This window comes from Bizionia hallyeonensis (assembly GCF_042657385.1).
Taxonomy (GTDB): domain Bacteria; phylum Bacteroidota; class Bacteroidia; order Flavobacteriales; family Flavobacteriaceae; genus Algorimicrobium; species Algorimicrobium hallyeonense.
This window is the reverse complement of record NZ_JBHSLA010000003.1, coordinates 295,187-318,643: the sequence shown is the minus strand read 5'-3', so window position 1 is coordinate 318,643 and position 23,457 is coordinate 295,187. Positions and strand designations below refer to the sequence as shown.

27 protein-coding genes and 1 tRNA gene are annotated in these 23,457 nt (G+C 34.0%); 12 read left to right on the top strand and 16 right to left on the bottom strand.

What is annotated here, in order from left to right; all coding sequences use genetic code 11:
• Positions 1-14: 14 nt before the first annotated feature.
• The 3 genes from ACFPH8_RS09580 to ACFPH8_RS09570 all read right to left on the bottom strand — a co-directional run bounded on the left by ACFPH8_RS09580 (position 15) and on the right by ACFPH8_RS09570 (position 2,062).
• The gene (locus tag ACFPH8_RS09580; RefSeq protein ID WP_376860481.1) at positions 15-557 is read right to left on the bottom strand and encodes a helix-turn-helix domain-containing protein; all 543 of its coding nucleotides are present in this window, start codon (positions 555-557) and stop codon (positions 15-17) included.
• 229 nt (positions 558-786) lie between these two features.
• Positions 787-1,428, bottom strand: a complete 642-nt coding sequence (locus ACFPH8_RS09575) for an NADPH-dependent F420 reductase (RefSeq protein ID WP_248400583.1) — start codon at positions 1,426-1,428, stop codon at positions 787-789.
• Between the two features lie 22 nt (positions 1,429-1,450).
• Positions 1,451-2,062 (bottom strand): nitroreductase family protein, encoded by a 612-nt coding sequence (locus ACFPH8_RS09570; protein ID WP_376860479.1) that lies wholly within the window; start codon positions 2,060-2,062, stop codon positions 1,451-1,453.
• A 191-nt stretch (positions 2,063-2,253) separates the two neighbouring features.
• Here ACFPH8_RS09570 and ACFPH8_RS09565 point away from each other — a divergent pair, with 191 nt between their 5' ends.
• Positions 2,254-3,204 (top strand): lipid A-modifier LpxR family protein, encoded by a 951-nt coding sequence (locus ACFPH8_RS09565; RefSeq protein ID WP_376860477.1) that lies wholly within the window; start codon positions 2,254-2,256, stop codon positions 3,202-3,204.
• Here ACFPH8_RS09565 and ACFPH8_RS09560 read toward each other — a convergent pair.
• Complete coding sequence (locus tag ACFPH8_RS09560) at positions 3,201-4,223, bottom strand: AI-2E family transporter (RefSeq protein WP_376860475.1); 1,023 nt, start codon at positions 4,221-4,223, stop codon at positions 3,201-3,203. The genes ACFPH8_RS09565 and ACFPH8_RS09560 overlap by 4 nt on opposite strands.
• A 47-nt stretch (positions 4,224-4,270) precedes the next feature.
• Positions 4,271-4,510: a DUF7218 family protein gene (locus tag ACFPH8_RS09555; protein WP_248400630.1), complete on the bottom strand. Its 240-nt coding sequence runs from the start codon at positions 4,508-4,510 to the stop codon at positions 4,271-4,273.
• A gap of 222 nt (positions 4,511-4,732) precedes the next feature.
• On the opposite strand from ACFPH8_RS09555, the gene ACFPH8_RS09550 reads away from it, so the two are divergent.
• Positions 4,733-4,918: a CsbD family protein gene (locus tag ACFPH8_RS09550; protein WP_248400587.1), complete on the top strand. Its 186-nt coding sequence runs from the start codon at positions 4,733-4,735 to the stop codon at positions 4,916-4,918.
• An 81-nt stretch (positions 4,919-4,999) separates the two neighbouring features.
• Here the strand turns inward: ACFPH8_RS09550 and ACFPH8_RS09545 are convergent, their stop codons facing one another.
• The 6 genes from ACFPH8_RS09545 to ACFPH8_RS09520 all read right to left on the bottom strand — a co-directional run bounded on the left by ACFPH8_RS09545 (position 5,000) and on the right by ACFPH8_RS09520 (position 8,264).
• Entirely contained in the window at positions 5,000-5,893 is an 894-nt protein-coding gene (locus ACFPH8_RS09545; RefSeq protein WP_376860473.1) for a YihY/virulence factor BrkB family protein, read from the bottom strand.
• A 115-nt stretch (positions 5,894-6,008) separates the two neighbouring features.
• Positions 6,009-6,545, bottom strand: coding sequence for a lipid-binding SYLF domain-containing protein (locus ACFPH8_RS09540; RefSeq protein ID WP_376860471.1), 537 nt, complete (start codon positions 6,543-6,545; stop codon positions 6,009-6,011).
• Between the two features lie 164 nt (positions 6,546-6,709).
• The gene (locus ACFPH8_RS09535) at positions 6,710-6,910 is read right to left on the bottom strand and encodes a DUF6327 family protein (RefSeq protein WP_248400590.1); all 201 of its coding nucleotides are present in this window, start codon (positions 6,908-6,910) and stop codon (positions 6,710-6,712) included.
• 3 nt (positions 6,911-6,913) lie between these two features.
• Positions 6,914-7,264: a phage holin family protein gene (locus ACFPH8_RS09530; protein ID WP_376860468.1), complete on the bottom strand. Its 351-nt coding sequence runs from the start codon at positions 7,262-7,264 to the stop codon at positions 6,914-6,916.
• Positions 7,265-7,269: 5 nt separating this feature from the next.
• On the bottom strand, positions 7,270-7,599 hold the full coding sequence (locus tag ACFPH8_RS09525) for a YtxH domain-containing protein (RefSeq protein ID WP_248400592.1): 330 nt from the start codon (positions 7,597-7,599) through the stop codon (positions 7,270-7,272).
• Between the two features lie 236 nt (positions 7,600-7,835).
• Entirely contained in the window at positions 7,836-8,264 is a 429-nt protein-coding gene (locus ACFPH8_RS09520) for an FKBP-type peptidyl-prolyl cis-trans isomerase (RefSeq protein ID WP_248400593.1), read from the bottom strand.
• A gap of 533 nt (positions 8,265-8,797) precedes the next feature.
• Here ACFPH8_RS09520 and ACFPH8_RS09515 point away from each other — a divergent pair.
• Positions 8,798-9,616 (top strand): BamA/TamA family outer membrane protein, encoded by an 819-nt coding sequence (locus ACFPH8_RS09515; RefSeq protein ID WP_376860465.1) that lies wholly within the window; start codon positions 8,798-8,800, stop codon positions 9,614-9,616.
• 262 nt (positions 9,617-9,878) lie between these two features.
• Here ACFPH8_RS09515 and ACFPH8_RS09510 read toward each other — a convergent pair.
• Positions 9,879-9,956 (bottom strand) — tRNA-Pro (locus ACFPH8_RS09510).
• 119 nt (positions 9,957-10,075) lie between these two features.
• On the opposite strand from ACFPH8_RS09510, the gene ACFPH8_RS09505 reads away from it, so the two are divergent.
• From ACFPH8_RS09505 to ACFPH8_RS09465, 9 genes are all read left to right on the top strand, one after another.
• Positions 10,076-11,185, top strand: a complete 1,110-nt coding sequence (locus tag ACFPH8_RS09505; protein ID WP_376860463.1) for a PQQ-dependent sugar dehydrogenase — start codon at positions 10,076-10,078, stop codon at positions 11,183-11,185.
• Positions 11,186-11,275: 90 nt separating this feature from the next.
• Positions 11,276-11,884 (top strand): uridine kinase, encoded by a 609-nt coding sequence (gene udk / locus ACFPH8_RS09500; RefSeq protein WP_248395011.1) that lies wholly within the window; start codon positions 11,276-11,278, stop codon positions 11,882-11,884.
• The gene (locus ACFPH8_RS09495; protein WP_248395012.1) at positions 11,884-12,210 is read left to right on the top strand and encodes an FtsB family cell division protein; all 327 of its coding nucleotides are present in this window, start codon (positions 11,884-11,886) and stop codon (positions 12,208-12,210) included. Before udk ends, ACFPH8_RS09495 begins: the two co-directional genes overlap by 1 nt.
• On the top strand, positions 12,203-13,573 hold the full coding sequence (locus ACFPH8_RS09490) for a methylmalonyl-CoA mutase subunit beta (RefSeq protein WP_376860460.1): 1,371 nt from the start codon (positions 12,203-12,205) through the stop codon (positions 13,571-13,573). Before ACFPH8_RS09495 ends, ACFPH8_RS09490 begins: the two co-directional genes overlap by 8 nt.
• Before the next feature lie 61 nt (positions 13,574-13,634).
• Complete coding sequence (gene scpA / locus ACFPH8_RS09485; protein WP_376860458.1) at positions 13,635-15,758, top strand: methylmalonyl-CoA mutase; 2,124 nt, start codon at positions 13,635-13,637, stop codon at positions 15,756-15,758.
• 111 nt (positions 15,759-15,869) lie between these two features.
• Complete coding sequence (locus ACFPH8_RS09480; RefSeq protein ID WP_376860456.1) at positions 15,870-16,304, top strand: RrF2 family transcriptional regulator; 435 nt, start codon at positions 15,870-15,872, stop codon at positions 16,302-16,304.
• A 75-nt stretch (positions 16,305-16,379) separates the two neighbouring features.
• Positions 16,380-17,117 carry an iron-sulfur cluster repair di-iron protein gene (gene ric, locus ACFPH8_RS09475; protein WP_376860454.1) on the top strand — a complete coding sequence of 246 codons (738 nt, stop codon included), beginning with the start codon at positions 16,380-16,382 and terminating at the stop codon, positions 17,115-17,117.
• 208 nt (positions 17,118-17,325) lie between these two features.
• The gene (locus tag ACFPH8_RS09470; RefSeq protein ID WP_376860452.1) at positions 17,326-18,528 is read left to right on the top strand and encodes a hypothetical protein; all 1,203 of its coding nucleotides are present in this window, start codon (positions 17,326-17,328) and stop codon (positions 18,526-18,528) included.
• A complete protein-coding gene (locus ACFPH8_RS09465; RefSeq protein WP_376860450.1) occupies positions 18,509-18,970 on the top strand; it encodes a hemerythrin domain-containing protein in 462 nt (153 codons plus the stop codon). The genes ACFPH8_RS09470 and ACFPH8_RS09465 overlap by 20 nt, the downstream gene beginning before the upstream one ends.
• Positions 18,971-19,010: 40 nt before the next feature.
• Here ACFPH8_RS09465 and ACFPH8_RS09460 read toward each other — a convergent pair whose 3' ends face one another.
• The 4 genes from ACFPH8_RS09460 to nirK are packed head-to-tail and all read right to left on the bottom strand — an operon-like array spanning position 19,011 to position 23,214.
• A complete protein-coding gene (locus ACFPH8_RS09460; RefSeq protein WP_376860448.1) occupies positions 19,011-20,276 on the bottom strand; it encodes an alginate export family protein in 1,266 nt (421 codons plus the stop codon).
• Positions 20,277-20,328: 52 nt separating this feature from the next.
• The gene (locus ACFPH8_RS09455) at positions 20,329-21,045 is read right to left on the bottom strand and encodes an SCO family protein (RefSeq protein WP_376860446.1); all 717 of its coding nucleotides are present in this window, start codon (positions 21,043-21,045) and stop codon (positions 20,329-20,331) included.
• Position 21,046: 1 nt separating this feature from the next.
• Positions 21,047-21,823 (bottom strand): formylglycine-generating enzyme family protein, encoded by a 777-nt coding sequence (locus ACFPH8_RS09450; protein WP_248395021.1) that lies wholly within the window; start codon positions 21,821-21,823, stop codon positions 21,047-21,049.
• A gap of 8 nt (positions 21,824-21,831) precedes the next feature.
• The gene (nirK, locus tag ACFPH8_RS09445; RefSeq protein ID WP_376860793.1) at positions 21,832-23,214 is read right to left on the bottom strand and encodes a copper-containing nitrite reductase; all 1,383 of its coding nucleotides are present in this window, start codon (positions 23,212-23,214) and stop codon (positions 21,832-21,834) included.
• Between the last annotated feature and the right edge of the window lie 243 nt (positions 23,215-23,457).

Here is a 23,457-nt window from a genome sequence, read left to right as displayed (position 1 = left end):
TTATTAAGTAATACTTATTGTTTTCTGTTTTTCATAATCCGCTGAAAACCACTTGGTGTTAAACCCGTTGTTTTTTTAAACTGACCTGATAAATGGGCCACACTACTATAATCTAATTGGTAGGCTATTTCTGTTAAGGTTAAATTGGTATTACAAATACGCTCTTTAACTAAATCTACCTTTTTTAGAATCATATAATTTTCAATGGATGTATAGGTACTCTCGGAGAATACTGTAGACAAATGGGCATACGAATAATTTAAGGTATCTGATAAATAACTAGATACTTTTAAAGTTCGTAAATCATTATTCCTAAGCATGTCATCAATGGTGTGCTTTATACGTTCAACCAAAGTTTCCTTTTGATTTGATAAAATTTGAATACCATATCTTTTCAACGCGTCTTCTAAAGCTGACCGCTTTGCCGCATCCAAATCTTTTTGGATTTTAACTTCACCAATACTAGTGATAGTATGCGCAATATCCAACGCTTCTAATTGCTCTTTTATCACGGTTTTACAAACCAAGTCTAAATCGTATTTTATAAACAGTGTCATGATAAATCCAAGCCTAATCTTTTAATTTTTTCCTTATAAAGGTAGATGTATTTGCTGAAATAAATTCGCACAAAGAACAATTATTTATTAACATACTGATAATCAGTATTCAATTTTTACTGTATTCATCCTATGGACATATATTGAAACAAATTTCTTTAGGATCCAATTATTACAAAAAAAGAAAGAGGCAGTAAATGCCTCTGTCTATAAAATATTTCAATTTGTATTACGCAGAACGCGATGCGTTTACTAAATATTGTAGGTCTTCTCGCGACAAGGATTTACCATAAATAGCTTGATCTGGATCCATAATATTGGTATCGCTTAAACTTCCAACATATAAGGGCTCGAAACCAATATCCTGAATAAGTTGCCTTGCTAACACTTTGCTTTCTTCATCTTGAGCAGCAAAAGGAATGGCTATTTTATCCACATCATTAAAGGCAAAGTTTTGTAGATCTTCCGCTTTAATGGTATTAAATGCTTTAATAGTTTTAGCGGTATTAAACTTCATGGCTGTATATTCTGTAGCATTATAATTTGCATCTCGAACGTCTTGTGCTATTTCGCCATCACGATCAGGATAGGGGTTAGTAGCATCTATAATAACTTTATCTCCATACTCTCCAGCATAAACTTCAGCTAATTCATCTATAGCTTCAAAAGGTGTTGCTAATAAATATACATCAGCATCAGCCTCAAAAGCATCAGCAACGCTAACAGCTTTAGCATGCCCTTCACTTTCCTGAACTAAAGGTTGTAGGCTTTCTGGATGCCTAGAACTAAACAAAACTTCATGTCCTGCTTTAGCCCAATGCTTTCCTAAATTTCCTCCTATGTTTCCACTTCCTATAATTCCTATTTTCATGATATTTTAAATTTTTCTATTACTATTTATTTTCTTTCCACATGCCATTAAAAGCAAAACTTTCTTGCGGCTTTCTTCTACGTTTATCTATCTCTTGTTTTTGTAAATCCTCTGGTAATACATCTAAATCGCCTCCATAATATCCCAAAGCTATTGCCGTTGCAACATGGTACCCATTAGGAACATTAAATTTTTTATGTGCTTCTTGCCAGTTTACACCAGCCATATGATGCATACCAATACCTAAATATTGCGCCTGCATAGTCATATTCCCTAAACTCAATCCCAAATCGTGTAAGGCATGAAAATTTTCCTTTCCTTCTGTATTGGTTTCTTTGTATGCCGCCAACATTAAAAGTGGTGCGTTACTTGCCCAGGTTTTATTAAAATCGCTTAAACAATCAAAAATTTTCTGGTAAACTTCCGTTCCTTGTACGCCATATATAAATCGCCATGGTTGTAAGTTGTTTGAGCTTGCAGACCAACGGACGGCCTCAAATAATTGGCCTAGATGGCGGTTGTTTATTAATTCATTTTTAAAAACACGAGGACTATATCGTTGCTTTAATAAGGCAAATATTTCACAATCCGTTTCGGCTATATTTTCTAATTGTATTTGATTTGGTGACGTCATAGCTTCAAGATTTTTTAGGGTTCTTTTTACCGTTGCAAATTGTTTATTTATGTTCGAAATATTTGCCGTTATCCCCTAAAAAGTTGATGCAATAAAAATAAAAAAATAAATTTTATTGCGTTAACAAAAAACGTAATTGAGAAGAAAACAGGTAAAATTTCAAATATCTTTGCCTTTTTTAAAACTGATAAATGATTAAATATAGCCTCCTTACTTTAGCATTTTTAATACATATTGCAATATTTGCACAAGACACTAAAACGTATAAACATGAAATAGAAATTGTAACAGATAATGACTTTTTTGTTATATACAATACCTCGGATAGAAACTACACATACGGCATCAGTGGTAGGTATAGATGGAAAACCAATACCACTAATTATTTAGGAGCGCTATTTAAGAACAAACAAGGCCATTCCTTAATGGCAGGAATAAATATTGAGGCTTACACACCCAATTATCTTGATGATGGAACGAAAGACGACGAAATTATTGAAAGACCTTACGCGGGTTGGAGTTATGCCGAATTTCAAACCAATTATATTTTTATTAAAGCGTATTTCCGTTTTGGTTTAGAAATAGGAATTTTAGGGCAAACATCGCAAGCTGGTGCCTTACAAAACTATTTTCATGAACATATCTCAAAAGATGAACCCGTGGATTGGAGTGATCAAATTCCTAATCAATTTGGACTAAATTTTACCGGTACCTATGCTCATGACATTTATAGTATTGGCTTTATGGACACCTATGCTTCTATTGATGCGTCTTTAGGAAATATTCATACCTATATTTGGCCAAAATTAAATTTTAGAATAGGAAAACTGAATAGCATAAATGCATCTGTAGGCAGTAAAAACGGTCTATTTTCTGATAATGAACATGCGGAATGGTTTTTTGATTATGGCGTAGGTTATAAAGTATCTTTTTACAATGCCACAATACAAGGAAATATTTTCAATACCAATTTAGCCAAACCAGAAACACAAATAAATCATTATATTTTTACATCACATGCAGGTGTTCAATATTCCTATAAACGTTTTGCGGCAACATTTTCTATGCAATTTAATACAGGAGAATTTGACAGGACCAAAAACCACTCCTTTGGAAGTTTAAAGGTATTATACAGATTTTAGTGTGCATTTTCTTCTTGACTGGCATATTCTTTCTTATAAATGCGGATGATTACTAAAGCCAAACTGATTAATAAAGGACCAAAAATTAACCCTATAAAACCGAACAACGGAATCCCTATAATAACACCGATTAATGTGATTAATGGGTGAACATCGTCCAACTTCCGAAGCACAAACAAGCGAATTAAATTATCGGTAGATCCTACAATTACAATACCATAAATAAGGATTCCCCAAGCCTCAAAGGTGTTTCCACTTGCCATAGTAATGATAAAAACAGGGAGTGTTCCTAACATATTACCCACAAATGGTACCATGGAACCTATGGTTACAATTACGGCCCAGAAAAAAGGCGAATCTATCCCGAAAATTAAAAAACCTATTAGCGCCACAATACCTTGAGCTACTGCTACCAAAGGAATGCCCAACGCATTTGCTCTTACCATAGCATGCATTTCATTACCCACTATCTTTAAATTATCACGGTTTATTGGAATGTAATCCATTAAAGATTCTCGTAATTGCCGTCTATTTGTAAACATGTAATAGAGCATAAAATACATTATAGAAATAGCAATAACCGTATTAAATGTGCCGCCAGCAAAACTTTGTAAATTTTCAGATAACCAACCTGATATAGCAGAAGCATCAATTTGAGACGATAAATCATATCCAAAACGACTTTCAATTTCAGTCATTTGGCTTTTAACAATTTTTGTAACGCGTTCGGAGTCCTCAACGGCTTTGGTAATTTTATTACCTAACATAAACGCCGCACCAGCAATAGGTAATAATATAGTAAAAAATGACATTAACATCAGTGTTATAGCTGCCAGATTAGGATTCCAACCGCGCTTAACCAGTTTACTCATTGTTTTTCTTAATAGAACGTAAATGGTAATGGCTCCTAAAACGCCGGAGAAATAAGGAATAATTTCCCGAAAAATTAAAATACAAACAAGCAATATCAACATTAATAAGAATAGTTGACGGATAACTTTAGGTGGAATAGTATTCATATAGTATTAGTTTGCTTGTTAATAATTGCCAATAATAAATATAGGCTTTAATTGTTTCTTAAAGCATTTATTAATTCAGATTTATTCATTTTAGAACGTCCGTCAATTCCAACATTTTGTGCTTGATTATAGAGCTCTTGTTTTGTCCAATCTTCATAAGGTTTTGCTTGACCTCCCTTTTTCCCCGAATTAGGGGAATTGGCTATTCTTGCCGATTTTTCTTTACTATAACCTTTGTCGCGTAAAGCTTCATATTGTTCTTCGTTTTTTATACTTGGGATATCCATATTTAAAGTTTTATAAAAATTATTTAACATGATTTATAGATACCAAATATGTAGGATTACTTTTTAAATCTTTAACACTATCCAATAAATAATGAATGCCAATACGTGATAAAATAAATATTTATTACTGCCATTTTTTTATTAATTGAGTTCATAGTTGTTTCAAGTGGAAGCTATATTTACAAAACAATTAAAGGAATATTAACTTAAATTTTAAAAATCATGAATAAGGATCAATTAGAAGGAAAATGGAAACAAGTAAAAGGTGAGTTTAAACAAAAGTATGGTAAGCTTACAGATGATGATGTAACGTACTCGGAAGGTAAATTCGACGAAATGGTTGGAAAACTTCAAGAAAAAACGGGTAAAACTAAAGAAGAAATTGAAAAAGAAATTAAAGAGTGGTAATTACGAATTACGTATCTACCATTCATAAAAATATCCCTAAATATAAATTTAGGGATATTTTTTTTGTTTTTTATAGACGTATTATTCAACTTTTGAACTCGCCTTAATACCAAGGCCATAACGTTCCGCATAAACCCATGTAAATTGTGCTCCAAAAAATAAAATTAAACAGGAGTAAGACACCCAGAGTAATATAAGTACGATGGTTCCTGCGGCTCCATAAGTTGACCCAGGATTTGCCTGACCAAAATATAAGCCTAAAAGAAACTTTCCTAAAACAAATAGAACGGACGTTATTAAAGCGCCAATCCATACCGTTTTCCACTTAATTTTTGCATCCGGTAGAAATTTAAATATGAGAGCAAACAATAAGGTAATGACACCTATGGACACTAGAAAATCGAATATAAAAGCAATATAAACTACTAGGTCTGGAAACAACCCTTGGATATAATCATTTAACGCTGATATAATTGCTGTAATTAAAAAACTAATAAGCATTAAAAAACCAATGGCTAGAATAAACGCAAAACTACGGGCACGATCCAAGATCATTTTCCAAATTCCCATATTATTCTCTGAACTTATTTTCCAAATTTGATTAATAGATATTTGCAAATGATAAAATACACCAGTTGCACCAAAAATTAAAGTACCAATCCCTAAAATGGTTGCCAATGTACTTTTTTCATTATTTTGGGTTTCAACCATCATAGCTTGTATAGATTCAGCTGCATCACTACCTAAAGCTCTTGAAATTTCATTAGTTAATTGACCTTGTACAATTTCAACACCCCAAAAATATCCTACCAAATTTATGATAATAACTAAAAGCCCTGGCAAGGATAAAACGGCATAATAGGCTACAACCGCACTTAATCTAAACGGTTCATTAGCATCCCATGCTTTATAAGTATCCACTATAAGCGATGGCAAATGTTTAAATTTAAATTTTTCACTATTTATTTGGTTCATGTTTTTTGCAATTAAAAAGTTCGTACAAGCCCAACACCTAAATTTAGCGCTTTTAATTGATTGAAAAAAGGTTGACTTTAAAGCCAACCCTTTTTTAAAAATATATTTTATTTAATTACATTTTAAATTTGTGATAACTAAATTTCTGACCAACAACAGATATGTCTGCCATTAAACCTGCTTTAGGCATGGTTAACACAATTACTTCATCGCTATAACCGATGTTTTTAGAAACACCTTTATCCACTGCTACTGCAGACGTTTCAGCTCCAAATTCAAAATTTCCTTCTTTAAATTTTGATAAAGCCTCATCGGTTTCAAAGAAAACAACCTCAACAATAGCTTGACCACCAGCTTTTAAGCCAACGCTTAATTCTTTTAAATCAGCCATACCTACAGCCTTACCATTTTCATAAACAACACCATTACCACTAGCTCCACCTAATATTAAGCCACCTTTTCCAACATTTGGAAAAATTACATAACCTGAAGCACTTTTGAAGAATTTTTCAAAACCGGCATCTTTTTCCAAGATCATGGTTTTTGCATTTTCGGCATCTTTCATTATTTTAATGTCTTTGTCATTTTGTGCAGCGGCACCCACGGTTATAAAAAGGAGGCATGCTGCCATAATTGTTTTTAAAGTATTCATAGTTTTAAGTTTTAATTATTAATACCCAAACTTAATTATATACCTGCATTAATAATGACACAATACGTAAAATCCTTATCGTATATAGTTTAGAGTTATAATTTATATCATAAAAAAAATCCATATTGCGAATATGGATTTTTTTTATAGCAAATACGTTATTACTATTTTAGAAAACGTTTCATTATCATATACAAACCGTATTTTCCCGCTAGATTAAGTAGTGTACTCACCCAATTTGACGGTTTTAAATCTTCTTTAAATTCTGTTTTAAGAAGTTTCATTTCCTCTAAAGCTATTTTACGCTCTAAATTTAAGCGCTTCAAGTCAGACTCTATATCTGTAAAAGATTCGTAGTTTTTCATAATTTATGAATCAAAAAATTTAGTAGAAAGGCTTTTAATAATAACTTTATTAATGGCTGCTCTTTTTAAATAAATTATTCCTGATACAAGTAAAAAAACACCAGCAACTATTAAATAACCAAGTGCTAAATCTCCCAACCATTCGCCCATAGCTAAAGCTAATGCAAAAGCAAGAAATAGTAGTCCTATGGCAAGTAATCCTCCAATAACTAATGCTTTAGCAACCAAGCTTATGGATACTGTTAACTGTTGAAATATCTTGAGCTTAAAATACTCTTGCGATTTTTCAACATAAGTTTCTCCAGCATCGGTCATTTTGCCAGTCGTTTCACTTAAAGATTCGAAAATGTTCATTTAAATTATGATTTTTGGAACTTCTTATTTTTAGCTTTCAAGTCACTTAATTTCTTCTCCAAACTTGTGATAACGTCTTCCGTTTTATGACTCACATTACTTACTATAGATTCCAATTGCTGATCAAAATCTTCTTTCCTATGCGTGACTGTATGGGCTACTTTGTCTCGTAAATCATGCGCTGTTTCACTCATTTTATCACGAGCATGTCCTGCTTCATCTGCAATTCGCTGTCTCGTATTTGAACCTTTGTCTGGAGCAAAGAGAATTCCTAATGTTACGCCAATGGCTGTGCCTGCTAAAATCCCTAATAATGTACTACTTTCTTTTCCCATGATATTTGATGTTTATTTTAAATTATAATTCAGTATAAATCTTAATGAAAATATTAAAAATCTTACAACTCTAATTTAGTGAATTTTCAGCATATATGACGACATAGTCTATAAATTTATTATGTGGTAATATAGATTATCACAATAACGAAATTAATATGGAACATTTTACAGTTAAAATGCAAAAAGCTTGAGTGAACCTCAAGCTTTTTTATAATGGAATATTTAAAATATGTTTATTTGATAGCCACTAACTCTAATTCGAAAGTTAAATCTTGACCAGCTAATGGATGGTTTCCATCAACAATAATATGATCATCATTTACAGCAGCAACACGAAATTGGTGCTCTGTTCCATCAGGGTTTTTAGACGCAAGTCCCATTCCCACTTCTGGCTTAATGTCTTGAGGTAACTGATCTTTTTTCACTTCATGAAATAGTTCTTTCTGAACGTCTCCGTATGCTTCAGTTTTTTCAATTACGACTGTTTTTTTATCGTTTACTTTCATATCTAAAACTGCCTTTTCAAAACCAGGAATTAGCATACCTTGACCCAGTGTGAATTCTAACGGCTCTCTATCTGCAGAGCTATCAAAAACTTGACCACTACTTAATTTTCCTGTGTAATGAACTTGTACAGTATCATTTTCTTTTACATGACTCATAAAAATTGTATTTAATTTAAATTTAAATTCGTGCAAAACTAACAATTATTAGTCGGAATACCATAGCTGCTCAATGTCTTATCAAAATATTAACGTTTATTTTAACCGGAAAAAAGGAAAAACCATAATTACCTGATTTACCTATTAAAAAAAAATCTTAAATTGTTTCATTTAATTCAATTATCCATTGGCGTTCATTTTTTTCGCATGAAAAACTCAAAAAACATATTACTCACCTTATTGGCTGTTCTCATGTTTGCTTGTGTGTTTTCACAAACAAAAAAAAAGAGTACGCTTCGAGATTCATTAGACAACAAAATTGATTTCAGCGATTTTCTTTTAATCCGAAAGGTTTTATCCCTTTAATTCAACCCATAACCGAACCAGCTTTAGGCAAAATTGGCGGTGTTATTTCTCCCATTTTTATTAGTCCCAATAAAAATAAAATAGAAGGTGAATACACGCCTCCTAATATTACATCCGTTTTTGGTGGCTATACGGCCAATGATACCTGGATGGTAGGTGCTATCAGAATGGCTTCACTCCCTAAATATGGCTTGAAATATCAGGTCATGATGGCCTTTTCATCTGTAAATATGGATTTCTATAGAACCATTCCTATAATTGGTGAAAAACAATTTGCATTTAATTTTAAGGCACTACCTATATTTTTTTCCCTCTTAAAGGAAATTAATAATACCGGTCTATTTGTTGGAATAGAATACCTATACTTAAAAAATGAAGTAACACCTAAATTTGATTTTATAACCTTACCTGATTTTCTTGATGAAAAATCCCTGAAAACTAATTTGAGCAGTCCAGGGATTGTTTTAGAATTTGATAACCGTGATAATATTTTTACACCAGACAATGGCTTTTTAATTAACGCTACCTATCATTTTAATGCAGATTGGACAGGAAGTGATTATAACTTTGGTAATTTAGAACTGTCTGCGCAGTACTATCACCAATTTATTCCCGAATTGGTTAGTGGACTTCGTTGGGCGTCTGAATTTCAGTTTAACGAGTCGCCGTTTTATGTAGAGCCTTCCATAAATTTACGAGGGGTTCCTAAAATGCGTTATCAAGGTCGATCTACACATCTCATTGAAATCGAACAGCGCTTTGATTTCACCAAACGATGGAGTTTAGTTGGTTTCGGGGGATTAGCAAAAACAGTTAAAGAAAATGAATCCTTTGTGGACTCTGAATTAGTTTATAATTACGGTACTGGATTTCGATATTTAATTGCGCGTAAATTTAAAATTCGGATGGGAATAGATGTTGCATGGTCCAATAACGACTTTGGGTATTATATAATATTTGGAAGTTCTTGGAATAACAGAAAGTAATTATTGGGATGGAGATTCATGCCAGCAGTACTTTTTTTCAAATAAATAAGACTACAGACAGCACTGTCGTTCGTCTAAAAATAAAAATGAAAACATATAGTATCCATTAGCTCCGCTGATCCTGAAGTGGGTTCGTTGCTCAATTAAGCTCAAACTGCTGGCGCAGTTAACGACTTTTTTTATGCCATGACTTTCAATCCTCTAACAACGACGACGTAATGGCATAAAAAAACCTAAAATCCATTCAGATTTTAGGCTTTATTGGTCGGGGTGGCAGGATTCGAACCTGCGACCTCCGCGTCCCAAACGCGGCGCGATAACCGGGCTACGCTACACCCCGAATTGGCTATCTTTTTCAGTTTTAAAATAAACATTCTAAAACCGAGGTGCAAATATATAGCTTTTCTTTAGAATCATGCAACAAAAAAATTTTAAATTTATAGTTAAATTATATATATCATGAAATCACGTTTTTACATATTAGCATTAATTCTTTCTATGAGCATTTTGGCGTGTGCTCAAGATAAAAACCCAACAAATATCCATCATTCGCATGAAGTGGTTGTTCCTGATTTAAAAAACCCTTGGGGCTTTATGTTTCTGCCTGATAACGCCATGCTGATTACAGAAAAATCGGGAGCACTTATTCATTTCAAAAATGGTAAGAAAACGCGCATTACAGGACTTCCTGAAATCCATGTTTATGGACAAGGTGGTTTAATGGATATTGCACTTCATCCTGATTATAAGTCTAACGGATGGATATATTTCTCCTATGCTTCTTCAGATGGTAATGGTCAAGGAGGACATACCGCAATTGCGCGTGCAAAACTGAACAATAACGCATTAGTTAATTTTCAAGTGCTATACAAGGCAACCCCTAATACAAAAGCAGGTCAGCACTTCGGTTCACGAATTGTAATAGATAACAACAACTTTTTATTTTTCTCCATTGGCGATCGTGGGAATCGGGATGTCAATCCACAGGACTTAACTAAAGATGGCGGGAAAATCTATCGCTTACATGACGATGGCTCTACTCCTACAACCAACCCTTTTGTAACCACACCAAATGCCAAAAAAGCTATTTATTCATATGGTCATCGTAATCCGCAAGGCATGGCCATTCATCCTGAAACAAAATCTATTTGGATTCATGAACATGGTCCAAAAGGTGGCGATGAAATTAATATTGTACAAGCTGGCAATAATTATGGTTGGCCAAAAGTTACGTATGGCGTAAATTATTCTGGAACAGAAATTACAAATAAAACAACCTTACCAGGTATGACGGAACCTATCCATTATTGGGATCCTTCCATTGCACCAAGCGGCATGGCATTTATTACTAGTTCTATATATCCAGATTGGAAAGGGAATCTTGTGGTAGGTTCATTAAAGTTTCAATACCTAGATTTGTGCTATCTTGAAGGCAAAAAAGTTGTAAAAGAAGAACGCTTGTTAGATGGTTTAGGCCGGGTTAGATCCGTTGTACAAGGTCCAGATGGCTATATTTATGTTGGAATTGAAAATCTTGGAATTGTAAAAATTCTACCTAAAAAAGCGTAAATCAAACATCAATAGCGAAGTTTAAATAAATGAACCAATAAATTCCATCCTAAATAACTAAATTTGTAACCATAACTAAAAAAATAATTCATGCTTATTATTGGTATTGCTGGTGGTACTGGCTGTGGTAAAACAACCGTTGTAAATCAGATTCTTGATCAACTTCCAGAAGGTGAAGTTGGTGTAATTTCTCAAGATTCTTATTATAAAGACACGACACATTTATCCTATGACGAACGTGTAAAAATAAATTTTGATCATCCGCGCTCCATCGATTTTGAATTATTAGAATCGCATTTAAAAGAATTAAAGAAAGGAAATGATATTCATCAACCTGTTTATTCGTTCATAAAACACAATCGCACAGGTGATATAATTCTTACACACCCAAGAAAAGTTATGATTGTTGAAGGTATTTTAATACTTACAAATCCAGAATTACGAGATATGTTCGATATTAAAATATTTGTTCATGCCGATAGTGACGAACGCCTAATTCGCCGATTAAAACGTGACATTTCAGAACGTGGTCGCGATTTAGATGAAGTTTTAAGCCGTTATCAAAACACGCTTAAACCCATGCATCAACAATTTATTGAACCCATGAAGGAGTATGCTGATATTATTATTCCAAACAATAAATACAACACTGTTGCTGTGGATATTGTTAAAACTATTATCAATCAACGTTTAGTATAATGGCCAAGCTAAATAGCAAATATTTAAAACCTTTTAAAAATATTTTCATCGTAATAGTTGTGGTATTTGCTGTATGGATGATGTTCTTTGATGCCAATTCCTATTTAATTCACAGAGAATTAAATACGGAAATTGAAGAACTTGAAACTGAAAAAGAGTACTACAATAAAGAAATTGAAAAGGATAAAAAAGCCATTAAAGAATTGAGTAGCGAATTAGGTGTTGAAAAATTAGCGCGCGAAAAATACTATATGAAGAAAGCTAATGAAGAAATCTTTATAATTGAATATGAAGATAGTATTCCAAAAGAAAATAAAAATGACTAAACCTTTATTTAGCCTGTTTCCAGAAGTATCTTCCAAAGAGTGGAAACAAAAAATTCAATCGGATTTAAAAGGTGCCGATTATAACGAAACACTTATTTGGCAATCCAATGAAGGTATTAATGTGAAACCATTTTACCATCAAGATATGTTAGAAAATGTTTCAACCAAAGCCATTCCAAATACGCCCTGGAATATTTGTCAGACCATTTTTGTCCAACATATTGACGTAGCCAACGGTATTGCTATTTCTGCTTTAAATAATGGCGCTGAAAGCATTAAATTCATTATTCCCAATGATAGCGTTTCTGTAGATGATCTTCTAAAAGATATTGACTTAAAAAAAACGACAATCTATTTTGAGGTCCAATTTTTATCAAAATCTTTTGCTAAAAAAATCACCAATTTAGGTGGTAATAATCAAATCATCATCCAAACAGATATTATTGGAAATCTAGCACGAACAGGCAATTGGTTTTCTAATTTAAGTGCAGATCATGACGCTTTTACGAACATCGTAAAACTTTCAAACACGGCCACTATTGACACTAGTTTGTATCAAAATGCTGGTGCTAATATGGTCCAACAATTAGCCTATGCTTTGGCACATACCAATGAATATTTTAATTATTTAAATGAGCAGCTTTCAACATCAGAAAAACAAACATTTAAAACAGTTTTTCAAATAGCTATTGGCTCCAATTACTTTTTTGAAATAGCCAAAATTCGTGCCTTACGCGTTTTATATCAAGCATTGGCAGCAGATTATGGATTTAATACAACCTGTCATATTTTTGCGGTTCCAACGAAACGTAACAAAACCATTTACGATTATAATACCAATATGCTTCGTACAACCACGGAATGTATGAGTGCTATTTTAGGAGGTGCCAATACCATTTATAATATGCCTTATGATGCTATTTATCATAAGAGTAATGAATTTGGAGATCGGATTGCACGGAATCAACTTTTAATATTAAAGCATGAAAGTTATTTTGATCAAGTTAAAAATCCTGCCGAAGGTTCCTATTATATGGAGACGTTAACAGATCAGTTAGCTGAAAAAGGATTGGAACTTTTTAAAGATATTGAAACTAACGGTGGTTTTTTAAAACAGTTAAAAGACGGCATTATTCAACGTAAAATAAAAGAAAGTGCCAACAAAGAACAAGCGCAATTTGATGCTGGAAAAATAACCTTACTTGGAACAAATAAACATCCAAATAAAGCTGATAAAATGGCCGATGAATTGGAGTTGTTTCCTTTTGTTAAAACCCAAGCAAGAAAAACCCTTATTGCTCCTATAATTGAACGACGATTAGCCGAAAATATGGAACAAGACCGTTTGCAAACGGAACAATAACCCATTCCTATAAAAGGCAAATTTGTACAGTGATAACGCATCAGTTAAATAACCCATTATTATGAGTCGGAAAAACATTCAACATATTCAATTAAAATCAACAGAATCTCAAGCAAGAAATGAAGCGTTTGACACCTTTAATTCTGCTGAAGATATTGCTATAAAATCTGTTTATTCCAAAGCGGATGTAGCTAATTTAGAGCATCTCAATTTTGCTGCAGGTATTACACCAAATCTTCGAGGTCCTTATAGCACGATGTATGTTAGAAGGCCTTGGACTATAAGGCAATATGCAGGTTTTTCAACAGCGGAAGATAGTAATGCGTTTTACAGACGAAATCTAGCTGCCGGACAGAAAGGTTTATCGGTTGCATTCGATTTAGCAACACATCGTGGTTATGACTCGGATCATAATCGTGTGGTTGGCGATGTTGGTAAAGCTGGTGTAGCCATTGATTCCGTAGAGGATATGAAAATTCTTTTCGATGACATTCCATTAGATAAAATGAGTGTTTCCATGACCATGAATGGCGCTGTTTTACCAATAATGGCTTTTTATATTGTAGCGGCTGAAGAACAAGGTGTAAAACCCGAGCTTTTAGCAGGAACAATTCAAAATGATATTTTAAAGGAATTTATGGTGCGTAACACCTATATTTATCCGCCAACACCTTCCATGAAAATCATTTCAGATATTTTTGAATATACCAGTAAAAACATGCCGAAGTTTAACAGCATCAGTATTTCGGGTTATCATATGCAAGAGGCTGGTGCCACCTGCGATATTGAATTGGCTTACACCCTAGCCGACGGATTGGAATACGTTAAAAAAGGCATAGCCGCAGGGATGGATATTGATACGTTTGCGCCTCGTTTATCATTTTTCTGGGCCATTGGCATGAACCATTTTATGGAAATCGCAAAAATGCGTGCCGCTCGAATGCTTTGGGCGAAACTGATAAAACCATTCAATCCTAAAAATGAAAAATCACTTGCGTTACGAACCCATTGTCAGACTTCCGGTTGGAGTTTAACAGAACAAGATCCGTTTAATAATGTTGCGCGAACGACCATTGAAGCGGCAGCAGCTGCTTTTGGAGGCACACAAAGTTTACATACAAACGCTTTAGATGAAGCTATTGCCTTGCCAACTGATTTTTCCGCACGAATTGCCAGAAACACACAAATTTATTTACAAGAAGAAACACAAATAACGAAAACAGTTGACCCATGGGCTGGGAGTTATTATGTAGAAAAATTAACTCATGATATTGCCGAAAAAGCTTGGAAACTTATTGAAGAAGTTGAAGAATTAGGCGGTATGACCAAGGCCATTGAAGCTGGAATACCAAAACTTCGTATAGAAGAAGCTGCGGCTAGAAAACAGGCACGAATAGATTCCAACCAAGATATTATTGTAGGTGTTAATCAGTATAGGTTAGCTGAAGAGGCACCAATTACCACGCTGGAAGTAGACAATCAAACGGTTAGAACATCACAAATTGAACGTTTAAATAAAATTAAGGCAACCAGAGATGCTAGTAAAGTGAAACAAGCATTAGCCAATTTAACGACCGCGGCAAAATCAAATCAAGATAATTTATTAGCTTTAGCCGTTGAAGCGGCTCGTGAACGTGCTACACTAGGAGAAATTAGTGATGCATTAGAAGTTGCCTTCGGACGATATAAAGCACAAATTAAATCCTTTTCTGGCGTGTATAGTAAAGAAATTAAAGATGACGAATCTTTCAAAAAAGCCAAAGCATTGGCAGATGCCTTTGCTGAACAAGATGGCAGACGTCCGCGAATTATGATTGCCAAAATGGGTCAAGATGGTCATGATCGTGGCGCAAAAGTAGTTGCCACAGGTTATGCGGATGTTGGTTTTGACGTGGATATTGGCCCACTTTTTCAAACACCTCAAGAAGCAGCGAAACAGGCTGTTGAAAATGATGTACACGTATTAGGCGTGTCATCTTTAGCTGCTGGTCATAAAACTTTGGTGCCTCAAGTTATTGATGCACTTAAAGCCTACGGCCGCGAAGACATTATGGTTATTGTTGGTGGTGTCATTCCCAAACAAGATTATCAATATTTATTTGATGCTGGTGCGGTTGCCGTTTTTGGTCCCGGAACAAAAATTAGTGACGCAGCCATACAAATTTTGGACATTTTAATTGATTAATTAATGACTACAAACTTATACTGATATTCAATTTAGAAAATATAAATTTTAATTCGGATAAATTTGTCTGAATTAAAAATATGTTTTATATTTGTCCCATAAAATAAAACTATGTTTTCTAAAGCTTGTGAATACGGCATCAAAGCCTCCATATTTATTGCTTTAAACTCCCACCAAGAACAACGGGTAAGTTTAAAAGCGATTGCTAAAGAAATTGCTTCACCCGAAGCATTTACAGCAAAAATTTTACAAGATTTAGCTAGACATAACATCATTAACTCCGTAAAAGGTGCTCATGGTGGTTTTGAAATTGTAAAATCGCAAATTTCGAGTATTAAATTAGAAGAAATTGTACGTGCCATTGATGGCGATACTATATATAACGGTTGCGGTTTAGGCCTGCACACTTGCGATGAAAATCATCCCTGTCCTGTGCATGATAAATTTAAAGATATCCGAAATGATTTGAAAGTCATGCTAGAAACAACAAATTTGGAAGAATTAGCTTTAGGCGTCAAGTCTGGTGCTTCCTTTTTAAAAATTTAGACACCATAAATAAGTACGAGTAAAAAAAATTTAATTATAAATAGGACATATTTATCCGAAATAAAGTAAAGCATTATGGAAACATTACATAAAAACATGAGCAAACCAATTGGCGAATTTGTAGCCGATGATTTTAGAACAGCTGCCGTATTTAGTAACTACGGGATAGATTTTTGCTGCAAAGGACACAGAACTGTTGAGGAAGTTTGTAATAAAAATGGCGTAAATCCAGATGAACTTTTAAGTAAACTGGATGCTATTTTAGAATCCAAAGGTAATAACGCTATTGATTACAAATCCTGGCCTTTAGATTTACTTGCAGATTATATTGAAAAAACACATCATAGATATGTGGAAGAAAAAATTCCCGTATTGCGCCAGTTTTTAGATAAATTATGTAAAGTGCATGGTGGTAATCATCCGGAATTGTTTAAAATTAATGAACTCTTTACTGGTTGTGCTGGCGAACTAGCTGCACACATGAAAAAAGAAGAGTTAATACTTTTTCCATTCATTAAAAAAATGGTGAAAGCAACTTTAGACGGTCAAGCAATAGAAGCGCCGCACTTTGGAACTGTGGAAAATCCAATTGCTATGATGATGGAAGAACATGAAAACGAAGGTGAACGCTTTAGAAAAATTGCACTTATCACTAACAATTATACACCACCTGCAGATGCTTGTAATACCTATAAAGTTACCTATGCTATGCTGGACGAATTTGAGAAAGACTTACACCTACACATACATTTAGAAAATAACATTTTATTCCCTGAAGCCGCCAAATTAGAGCAGCGCTTTTTCCAAATGTAAATTAATAGTAATTGTTATTTTCAATAACTGGAAGTTAATATCTTTTTAACTTCCAGTTTACTAAAAAGTTTAGTAATTAATAGTTTGTTTACTGATACACTTCTCTTGTCTATTTTATAATTAAGTATTTTTTTAGAGGGAATATTTATTGTAAGTTATGGTTTCAACAAGAGAAGTGTTTTTTTTATTTATTCTAACGTCTTAATGCATGCCAAAAAATCTGGTTATCACCTGTCTATTTAATTTTTTAATAGCAGCACTTATGGGTTTGATGTTGCGTTATTTTTACGTGAATCCCATAGCAATCAATTATAGATTTCTTACGCATGCCCACTCTCATGTTGCCATGTTAGGTTGGGCTTATTTAGTGCTTTATTGCTTTTTCGTGCACTATTTTGTGCCAGAACAAAAATCCGTTTATTCTAAACTTTTTTGGTTAACCCAAATTGCGGTAATTGGTATGATGATCAGTTTTCCCATTCAAGGTTACGCTGCCATTTCTATAAGCTTTTCAACTCTACATATTTTTTGTAGCTATTACTTTGTGTATCGGATTTGGAACGATTTACAAATAAAAAATAGCCTAGTAAAACAATTAGTTAAGGCTTCCTTACTTTTTATGGTTATTTCAACCATTGGCGTTTGGTGTTTAGGTCCAGCTGTGGGTTTATTGGGGCAAGCATCAGCCTTTTATCAAATAGCTATTCAGTTCTTTTTAAACTTTCAATTTAATGGTTGGTTTCTATTAGCTGTTTTGGCTATTGCCTGTCATCAGTTAAAAATTCAACCATCAGAAAGCGCCAAAGTATTTTTTAAATACCTTGTTTTAGCTACCATTTTAACCTTTGCCTTACCTATACAATGGTTTGCCAGTCACCCACTACTCTACTGGGTTAATGGGTTAGGCATCCTTTTACAACTAGTTTCTCTCTACTATTTCATAAAAATTATAAAACATAAATTTCAAACGTTTAAGACCGAAACATCTATGCTAGTCATACGTATGTATCAGTTTTCTTTAGGTTGTTTTATCATTAAAACCAGCTTACAAACCCTGTCTATAATACCGCAGTTTTCTTCTGAATTATTTGAACATCACAATTTTATTATTGGCTTTATTCACCTAACCATGCTTGGTGTTATTAGCGGTTTTTTATTTGCATTTTTATTACAATCTAAAACTATCTTGCCAAGTCGTTTTATTTCCGTTGGCTTATCCTTATTTTTACTGGGCTTTATTTTAACGGAAGCTATTTTATTTATTCAAGGCGCTTTCTACTTTTTAGGAATTGGACTTTTGCCAAACTATTACAGCATTTTATTTGTAGTAAGTATCCTTTTACCTGTTAGTATTACGCTTATTCTAATTAGTTATCTTAAACAAAAATCTTATGGAACCCAAACCACTTAAACGTCATAAAGCATTACAACCATTAAGTCGTGAGCATCATCACGGTTTATTACTATCCTGGAAAATCAGGTCAGGTTTTAGCAAAAACGTGTCTGTAGAACGCATGAAAACATATGCGGATTGGTTTTTTGAAAATCATTTAATACCACATTTTGAATTAGAAGAAGCTGAAATTTTTTCCATTCTAGATTCTCAAAACGAGTTGGTAAAAAAAGCACTGGCAGATCATAGACGAATAAAACGATTATTTGCGGAAGATTCCAGTTTAGACAAATCGTTGAGTAAAATTGAAGAAGAATTAGAGCAACACATTCGTTTTGAAGAGCGTATCTTATTCCCTGAAATACAAAAGGTTGCAACCGAAGAACAACTGCAGCATATAGCAAAAATCCACCAGCCAGAATCTTTTGAAGATAACATATCTGATGAATTTTGGAAATAAACGAATAGGCAACAAAAACTAGTTTCCGAACATAGTGCTGCTATTCGTTACTCTTAAAACTTGTTTTAAATAAGCTAGGTTTTATGGTAATCATAGCCCAAGCCCAATTAGTTGTAGCATTGGCATTTCCGCCTTTTAAAACGGCCATGGTATCTGTTGCAAACATCTGCGAATATCCTGCTTGAAAACTCACATCTTTAGTCCATTTATAGGTTAATGCTAAATCTATTTCTGTTCCTAAATAAGCATCCATATCTTCGTTTAATGAATTGGTTACGGTTGCCGCAGACGAAAACATGTGCGGAATAACAGAAACGGAAAACTTGTTTTTAGTATAGGTTATATTGGCGTAAACATCAACCAATCCCACCGAATTGATGTGATTTCCTACGTAAAAATAATCCATCCATCCATTAAATTTATGATTTGTTCCATACCAGGGATTAAAGGAATTACTATCAGAATTTGTAGCATCCATATCGGTTCCTGAAAGATATTCTACACCTAACCCCGGTTTTAAACCGTTTTTAAAAGTATAAGATCCATTAAGAGATACGTTGTAAGCTTGAACCGGTTGGTCAGCAATTTTTCCCGTCTGAAAATATAGGGATGCCTCCGCGTTAAATGGACTTTTAGCTAGTTTAGCATACGCACCAAATGTTTGGTTATAATCTACTTCTTGCTTCCCATTTTTTATAAAAGCCAATCCATTATTAAGTGCTAAAAAACTTAAATTAACCGGTGATAACTGTGTATGATACCAAATATATTGCAAAGATTTGTAGTTGTTTAAAGCGTAAATGGTTTCAAAAAGACTTTCAGAACTAGCATTTAGTGCTAAACCCAATTCAAAATGATTATTGGTATTAGGTTTATAAATAGCTAATAAAGCATCGTGACTTCTTGCTTGTTGTGCCCAACCTACGGCTCCAAAAATCCGTTGATCGTCATAAGAAATTTCTTGACGCCCAAGTTTTAATGAAAATTCAGGCGTAAACAGTAATTCTGCCCAAGCTTCATGAATGCTTGTTCCATTAGCATCTGCCGTATTCAAGGTAGGAACATCGCCCCAAACACGAACATCTTGAATGCTTAAATACATATTAATTTTTTCACTTCCATATCCCAAATTTAATCGGGTACGTTGGGATACGAATGAAGCAGCATCTAATGAATCTACTGTCAACGTTTTATATCCATTACGATATTCTAAGCGTGGTCTCAATTCTGCCGAAATCTCAAAATTTTGGGCAAAAAGGGGCTGGCTCATAACTCCGAGGAGCATGATAATTAATAGTTTTCTCATAAGATTATTATTTTACTTTGCATGCCAGTTTGCATGCGTGAAGACCTTTATATTAGGATGTTAATTCTAAAATAGTTGCTATAGTTTCTTTATTGTCCACGCCTAAACCTTCTTGCTGATGCATTAATTCGCCTTGCGTATTAAATACCGAAATGATATTGGAGTGGGAAAAATCTATAGGTGAAATTTCTTTATACTTTACAGATAATACATTGGCAAATTCTCTTACACCACTTTCTGAACCTTGTAAAAATGTCCAATGTTCATCATCCATAGCATTTTCTATTGCAAAATCTTTTAAACGCTCTGGTGTATCTACTGTAGGGTCTATACTGACCAATATAAACTGAAGATCGTTTAAACTTTCTTTCGGGATTTGCGCTTCAATATTTCGCATATCTGCTACAAGTCTGGGACAAGCCGCTTTACAGGATGTGTAAATCATGACCATGACCAAGGTTTTTCCTTTTAAATCTTCAAGCTGAATTTCGGTACCTTCTTCCGTGTTCCATTTACTGGTCAGGTTAAAAATTGATTCATCAGAAATCTCTCCAAGAGCTTCCGTTTTTGAAACTTTTTCTTCAACTAATTGTAAGTCCATTTTACAAATAGGACAACCCACGTTTTTTTCATAAGTTTTATCTCCTTCACATTGCATCGGACATTGATAAACCCCAGAAAGTTGATCTGTATTTTTCTTATCAGAATTACAACTTTGAAATGCTACAACCGTTAGCAAAACAACAACTATATATTTTAGTGTTTTCATTTTATTTTAATTTTTCAACATCTTTTACACAACGAAAACCTAGGTTTTTCATGGAATTCTTTGCTTGTAAGCTTCCGCGAATAGCATAACGCATAAAAGCGGCATAATTCATTAAATCCGTTGCATTTATGGAAGCACTACCGCAAAACAAATTGCTATCGGTGTCCGTATCTTTTCTAGATTCTCCGGTAATTAATACCGAATTAAAATCTAGCGTCCACTCCCAAACCAAACCATGTAAATCATAAACGCCCCAAACATTTTTTGGACTTTCTCCAATAATATACTCCTTACGAGGTTCTTCATACCAAGCTAAAATCCGTGCATTATATTCGGGTTTAACTCGGGCGTCTTTGGTGGTTTCGTCTGCCATAGCAGCATATTCCCATTCATCTACAGTTGGTAATCGTTTGTCTTGACATTCGCAATAGGCTTTCGCGGCGAACCAGGATACATTGGTAATTGGGCTGTTGGGATTAACAAAATCATTCATTTTTAAATCAGACTCCCAATTAGACAAGTAGCTTTTATCTGCAAATAAGCCTTTTACTTGCGACTTTCGCCATTTTGGATTCTCTTTTAAAAACGTTTCATAGTCTTTAATACTAACAGGATACATGTCCATTTTAAAATCTTTGACAGCAACAACTGTTGAGTCACGACCATACAACGGTAAATAGCGGCTTCCTTCTATAAGAACCATATCTTTAGCTTGTCCAAACATAATAGATTGAAACACTAAACACATTAAAAACAAGCTAAAGACTCTGGTTTTCATATTTTAAATTATTTATTTTTTACTTTATTTACCATTTCTGTTGTAACAACTTGTTTGTTGTTCCCCCAGCTATTATAAACATAAGTTAAGACATTAGCAACCTCTTCTGAAGAAATCATCTGTCTCGTCATAACACTATTATAAGTGTTTCCGTTAACAATTATCTCTCCACTTAAGCCATTAACTACAGCACTAATTGCACGATTTACATCAGCATTTAAGTAATCTGATTTTGCCAATGGCGGAAAAGCATTAGGAATACCTTGACCTTCGCCTTGGTGACAAGCAAAACATGTTTGCATGTATACTTGTTTACCAAATTCCATTTGCTCCTCAAATGATTTTGCTGGAATTTCAGATTCTACAATTTCATCGGTTGTAGGCATACTTTGAATTCCAGGACCCTCTGGATGGTAAATACCTTCATATGTTTCGCCAGAATAGATTTTCTCATTTTCTTCACCTTCAACATTTAGAATTCCTAAAGCGCCTTTATTAAAAGCTCTAAAAATAGAGTGATCTACTAAAACAAGTGATCCCGGAACATCCACACGGAACTCAACAATAGCAGCTCCACCAGCGGGAATAAGCGTGGTTTGTATGTTTTCATTAATTAAATCGCCTCCTTCTACATATACTTTGTCAAATATCTCGCCAATAACATGGAAGGATGATACTAGGTTTGGTCCACCATTACCAACATAAAGTCTTACAGTTTCCCCTACTTGAGCTGTAATGGCATTATCGCCAGTTAAACCATCAACACTACCGTTAAACACAACATAATCGGCATTTTCATCAACCGCTTTTTGCATATCGAAAGGTTGCAATCCTCGTTCACCATTTTTACCTTTAGTATAGAAATCACCTTGCATGATATAATACTCTTTATCAACTGGTGGCAAACCGCCTTCAGGCTCAACCAAAATTAAACCATACATACCATTTGCAATGTGCATTCCAACGGGTGCTGTTGCACAATGATAAACAAACAGTCCTGGATTTAACGTTTTAAAAGAAAACGTTTTTTCAAATCCTGGTGCCACAAAAGAAGACTCTGCGCCTCCGCCTGGTCCAGTAACGGCATGTAAATCAATATTATGCGGTAATTTGTTGTCTGGGTGATTCGATAAGGTAAATTCCACTTCATCACCTACTCGTGTTCTAATAAAACTACCTGGCACAGAGCCTCCAAAAGTCCAATAGTTATATCTTACACCATCAGTCATTTCACCTTCTTGCTCAAGAATTTCCATATTCACTTTAAGCTTTTTCGCTTTTCTTCTCCCAATAGGTGTTGGAACGTGAGGTGGCGCCGTTAATTCTGCCATCATTTCTTGATTAACTGGAATATCTTCAGCATTTTCATAGCTTGCTTGTTTTTCTTCCATACAACCTGTAAAAAATACAGCCAAAGCAAACAATACCATCATTGGGTAAACGGGTTTCATAAATTTCTTTATTTTCATAATTTTAAATATTGATTAGTGTTTAAAAATTAATTCGGATGCTTTTATCCTAATTAAAGAACAAATGTAATCATCATATCAAGTTTGTTTTATGATATTTGTCAGTTTCCTTAATCTTAAGTTAAAAATATTAAAAAAACAAGCTAAACCAATTAAAACCAGTCC